Raw genomic sequence first — 5,688 nt, 5'->3', positions numbered from 1 at the left:
AGTAGAAAAGAATACGGTTCTTTAACAATTAACAGTCAATAAATGTGGGCACTTGGTGAAGCGCACCAAGCAACTTAGGTTGTTTGGAAAGCTTAAATAATATAGCAAGTGTTCACAAGAAATAAAGCAAGACGATCTTCTAGCAATAGAAGATTGAACTGTCAGTATTTTGAGTGAGCGACATGTCAGTAAAATGACATAGACAAGAAATTGTCGAAAAACAGAGATTAAACTGAAGAGTTTGATCCTGGCTCAGATTGAACGCTGGCGGCATGCCTTACACATGCAAGTCGAACGGCAGCGCGGGGCAACCTGGCGGCGAGTGGCGAACGGGTGAGTAATATATCGGAACATACCCTAGAGTGGGGGATAACGTAGCGAAAGTTACGCTAATACCGCATACGCACTAAGGTGGAAAGTGGGGGATCGCAAGACCTCATGCTCATGGAGTGGCCGATATCTGATTAGCTAGTTGGTAGGGTAAAAGCCTACCAAGGCGACGATCAGTAGCTGGTTTGAGAGAACGACCAGCCACACTGGAACTGAGACACGGTCCAGACTCCTACGGGAGGCAGCAGTGGGGAATTTTGGACAATGGGGGCAACCCTGATCCAGCAATGCCGCGTGAGTGAAGAAGGCCCTCGGGTTGTAAAGCTCTTTTGTCAGGGAAGAAACGGTGGTTCCTAATACGGACTGCTAATGACGGTACCTGAAGAATAAGCACCGGCTAACTACGTGCCAGCAGCCGCGGTAATACGTAGGGTGCAAGCGTTAATCGGAATTACTGGGCGTAAAGCGTGCGCAGGCGGTTTTATAAGTCTGATGTGAAATCCCCGGGCTCAACCTGGGAACTGCATTGGAGACTGTAAGGCTAGAGTGTGTCAGAGGGGGGTAGAATTCCACGTGTAGCAGTGAAATGCGTAGATATGTGGAGGAATACCGATGGCGAAGGCAGCCCCCTGGGATAACACTGACGCTCATGCACGAAAGCGTGGGGAGCAAACAGGATTAGATACCCTGGTAGTCCACGCCCTAAACGATGTCTACTAGTTGTCGGGTCTTAATTGACTTGGTAACGCAGCTAACGCGTGAAGTAGACCGCCTGGGGAGTACGGTCGCAAGATTAAAACTCAAAGGAATTGACGGGGACCCGCACAAGCGGTGGATGATGTGGATTAATTCGATGCAACGCGAAAAACCTTACCTACCCTTGACATGGAAGGAATCCCGAAGAGATTTGGGAGTGCTCGAAAGAGAACCTTTACACAGGTGCTGCATGGCTGTCGTCAGCTCGTGTCGTGAGATGTTGGGTTAAGTCCCGCAACGAGCGCAACCCTTGTCATTAGTTGCTACGAAAGGGCACTCTAATGAGACTGCCGGTGACAAACCGGAGGAAGGTGGGGATGACGTCAAGTCCTCATGGCCCTTATGGGTAGGGCTTCACACGTCATACAATGGTACATACAGAGGGCCGCCAACCCGCGAGGGGGAGCTAATCCCAGAAAGTGTATCGTAGTCCGGATTGTAGTCTGCAACTCGACTACATGAAGTTGGAATCGCTAGTAATCGCGGATCAGCATGTCGCGGTGAATACGTTCCCGGGTCTTGTACACACCGCCCGTCACACCATGGGAGCGGGTTCTGCCAGAAGTAGTTAGCTTAACCGCAAGGAGGGCGATTACCACGGCAGGGTTCGTGACTGGGGTGAAGTCGTAACAAGGTAGCCGTATCGGAAGGTGCGGCTGGATCACCTCCTTTCTAGAGTAGCGCGTAGTTAAGTGTCCACACTTATTGACTGTTAATGAATGAATAGAGAACACAGGTAAGAGATCATGTTCCCGAAAGGGGGATTAGCTCAGCTGGGAGAGCACCTGCTTTGCAAGCAGGGGGTCGTCGGTTCGATCCCGTCATCCTCCACCAAGGTTTTGGTAGAAGTCGTAGGAATCGGGTCTGTAGCTCAGTTGGTTAGAGCACCGTGTTGATAACGCGGGGGTCGTTGGTTCGAGCCCAACCAGACCCACCACAAGATCTCGACAGTGCAAACGTAAGTCAGCGGATGTAGAGCAGGTAATGCTACATAGTAAAACGTTGAGATTTAGGTTTGTACTTTCAAAGCGAAAGACATAGTAATAAAGTAGTTCTCGTTCTTTAACAATTTAGAAGAAGTAAAGTAGAAATAATCAAAATTATTTCTGTAAAGAGAAGTCAGCAACGACAGTTGTTGATGGAAATTATGGAAGGGTTGTGATTGTATCGAACAAACATAGTATTAAAAAGAGTTTGAAAAGCTGTCGAAAGACAAGTTTTAGAAAAAATCAAATTCCTTGAGATACGGCAAACGCTAAAGTAATACTCATAAGTAGTAAAGAACTATAACCGGTTTTTGGTGATGAACCTGGGTTGAGAAATCGACACAGACACTAGAAGCTAAAGTTATAGGGACAAGTGACTAAGTGCACATGGTGGATGCCTTGGCGATATCAGGCGATGAAGGACGTAGTAGCTTGCGATAAGCTGCGGGGAGTGAGCAAACACACATTGATCCGCAGATTTCCGAATGGGGAAACCCGGCCGTAAGGTCATTGCATACTGAATACATAGGTATGCAAAGCGAACGTGGCGAACTGAAACATCTAAGTAGCTACAGGAAAAGAAATCAACCGAGATTCCCAAAGTAGTGGCGAGCGAAATGGGAAGAGCCTGCAAGATTTAGCATCTTTAATAGTAGAACGGATTGGAAACTCCGGCCATAGAGGGTGATAGCCCCTTATACGAAATTATCGGTGTGGAACTAAGTTTGCGACAAGTAGGGCGGGACACGAGAAATCCTGTCTGAACATGGGGGGACCATCCTCCAAGGCTAAATACTCGATATCGACCGATAGTGAACCAGTACCGTGAGGGAAAGGCGAAAAGAACCCCGGGAGGGGAGTGAAATAGAACCTGAAACCGTGTGCATACAAACAGTAGGAGCGGACTTGATCCGTGACTGCGTACCTTTTGTATAATGGGTCAGCGACTTACATTCAGTGGCAAGGTTAACCGCATAGGGAAGCCGTAGAGAAATCGAGTCCGAATAGGGCGAATCAGTCGCTGGGTGTAGACCCGAAACCAAGTGATCTACTCATGGCCAGGTTGAAGGTGCGGTAACACGCACTGGAGGACCGAACCCACTAATGTTGAAAAATTAGGGGATGAGCTGTGGGTAGGGGTGAAAGGCTAAACAAACTTGGAAATAGCTGGTTCTCTCCGAAAACTATTTAGGTAGTGCCTCTTGTATCACCGTCGGGGGTAGAGCACTGTTATGGCTAGGGGGTCATCGCGACTTACCAAACCATTGCAAACTCCGAATACCGACGAGTGCGAGCAAGGGAGACAGACATCGGGTGCTAACGTCCGGTGTCAAGAGGGAAACAACCCAGACCGCCAGCTAAGGTCCCAAAGTATAGCTAAGTGGAAAACGAAGTGGGAAGGCTAAAACAGTCAGGAGGTTGGCTTAGAAGCAGCCACCCTTTAAAGAAAGCGTAATAGCTCACTGATCGAGTCGTCCTGCGCGGAAGATGTAACGGGGCTAAGCTATACACCGAAGCTGCGGATATCCGTAAGGATATGGTAGGAGAGCGTTCTGTAAGCCTGCGAAGGTGACTTGTAAAGGTTGCTGGAGGTATCAGAAGTGCGAATGCTGACATGAGTAGCGATAATGGGGGTGAAAAGCCTCCACGCCGTAAGCCCAAGGTTTCCTGTTCAACGTTCATCGGAGCAGGGTGAGTCGGCCCCTAAGGCGAGGCAGAGATGCGTAGCTGATGGGAAGCAGGTTAATATTCCTGCACCGTCGTATGATGCGATGGGGGGACGGATCGCGGAAGGTTGTCCGACTGTTGGAATAGTCGGTTTTTAACCTGGAGAAGGCTGTTAGGCAAATCCGGCAGCGTAATTCAAGGGGTTGAGACGAGACACTTAGGTGTTGAAGCAATCGGAAGTGGTTCCAAGAAAAGCCTCTAAGCTTCAGTCATACGAGACCGTACCGCAAACCGACACAGGTGGGCGAGATGAGTATTCTAAGGCGCTTGAGAGAACTCGGGAGAAGGAACTCGGCAAATTGGTACCGTAACTTCGGGATAAGGTACGCCCTTGTAGCTTGACTGCCCTGCGGCAGAAGGGTGAAGGGGTTGCAATAAACTGGTGGCTGCGACTGTTTAATAAAAACACAGCACTCTGCAAACACGAAAGTGGACGTATAGGGTGTGACGCCTGCCCGGTGCTGGAAGATTAAATGATGGGGTGCAAGCTCTTGATTGAAGTCCCAGTAAACGGCGGCCGTAACTATAACGGTCCTAAGGTAGCGAAATTCCTTGTCGGGTAAGTTCCGACCTGCACGAATGGCGTAACGATGGCCACACTGTCTCCTCCCGAGACTCAGCGAAGTTGAAATGTTTGTGATGATGCAATCTACCCGCGGCTAGACGGAAAGACCCCATGAACCTTTACTGTAGCTTTGCATTGGACTTTGAATCGATCTGTGTAGGATAGGTGGGAGGCTTTGAAGCGTGGACGCCAGTTTGCGTGGAGCCATCCTTGAAATACCACCCTGGTTTATTTGAGGTTCTAACCTTGGCCCGTTATCCGGGTCGGGGACAGTGCATGGTAGGCAGTTTGACTGGGGCGGTCTCCTCCCAAAGTGTAACGGAGGAGTTCGAAGGTACGCTAGGTACGGTCGGACATCGTGCTAATAGTGCAATGGCATAAGCGTGCTTAACTGCGAGACTGACAAGTCGAGCAGGTACGAAAGTAGGACATAGTGATCCGGTGGTTCTGTATGGAAGGGCCATCGCTCAACGGATAAAAGGTACTCTGGGGATAACAGGCTGATTCCTCCCAAGAGTTCATATCGACGGGGGAGTTTGGCACCTCGATGTCGGCTCATCACATCCTGGGGCTGTAGCCGGTCCCAAGGGTATGGCTGTTCGCCATTTAAAGTGGTACGTGAGCTGGGTTTAAAACGTCGTGAGACAGTTTGGTCCCTATCTGCCGTGGGCGTTGGAAGTTTGAAGGGGGCTGCTCCTAGTACGAGAGGACCGGAGTGGACGAACCTCTGGTGTATCGGTTGTCACGCCAGTGGCATTGCCGAGTAGCTATGTTCGGAAGAGATAACCGCTGAAAGCATCTAAGCGGGAAACTCGCCTTAAGATGAGACTTCCCAGAGACTAGATCTCTTTAAAGGGTCGTTCGAGACCAGGACGTTGATAGGCTGGGTGTGGAAGTGCAGTAATGCATTAAGCTAACCAGTACTAATTGCCCGTAAGGCTTGTCCCTATAACCTTAGCAGGTTGTAGGCTACGACAAGTATTGTGAAGTGTTTGCGAAATGTGCCAGTTGTGGAAACAACCAGGTAGTTCGACAGCAGTCACAACCACTACCTCAAGCGATGGTCTCGCTTGGGGTAACAAAAAACTTGATTAGTGCGAATAAGATCGCACACTCTACTGAACTTCTTCTGAATTGGACTTTTTGCAGGCGGCAAAGCAACGCAGCCCTCAATAAGTCAACAAGTTATGCCTGATGACCATAGCTAATCGGTACCACCCCTTCCCATCCCGAACAGGACCGTGAAACGATTACGCGCCAATGATAGTGCTGCAACCAGTGTGAAAGTAGGTTATCGTCAGGCTTTTATTCCGCATACCCCCA

Annotated in this window: 2 tRNA genes and 3 rRNA genes; all 5 read left to right on the top strand. The window is 49.5% G+C overall.

From position 1 onward, the window contains the following. Window positions 1–229 precede the first annotated feature (229 nt). The 5 genes from ACO0LC_RS28940 to rrf all read left to right on the top strand — a co-directional run bounded on the left by ACO0LC_RS28940 (window position 230) and on the right by rrf (window position 5,668). Window positions 230–1,758, top strand: a 16S ribosomal RNA gene (locus tag ACO0LC_RS28940). 86 nt (window positions 1,759–1,844) lie between these two features. Next, window positions 1,845–1,920, top strand: a tRNA-Ala gene (locus ACO0LC_RS28935). Between the two features lie 26 nt (window positions 1,921–1,946). Further along, window positions 1,947–2,023 (top strand) — tRNA-Ile (locus tag ACO0LC_RS28930). A 416-nt stretch (window positions 2,024–2,439) separates the two neighbouring features. After that, window positions 2,440–5,313: ribosomal RNA gene (locus ACO0LC_RS28925) — 23S ribosomal RNA — on the top strand. 242 nt (window positions 5,314–5,555) lie between these two features. Further along, a 5S ribosomal RNA gene (rrf, locus tag ACO0LC_RS28920) occupies window positions 5,556–5,668 on the top strand. Together the 16S, 23S and 5S rRNA genes with 2 tRNA genes alongside form the textbook arrangement of a ribosomal RNA operon. The last annotated feature ends 20 nt before the right edge of the window (window positions 5,669–5,688 follow it).

The sequence above is a fragment of the Undibacterium sp. JH2W genome (assembly GCF_049340425.1).
Taxonomy (GTDB): Bacteria; Pseudomonadota; Gammaproteobacteria; order Burkholderiales; family Burkholderiaceae_D; genus Undibacterium.
This window is presented reverse-complemented; position numbering and strand designations above follow the sequence as displayed.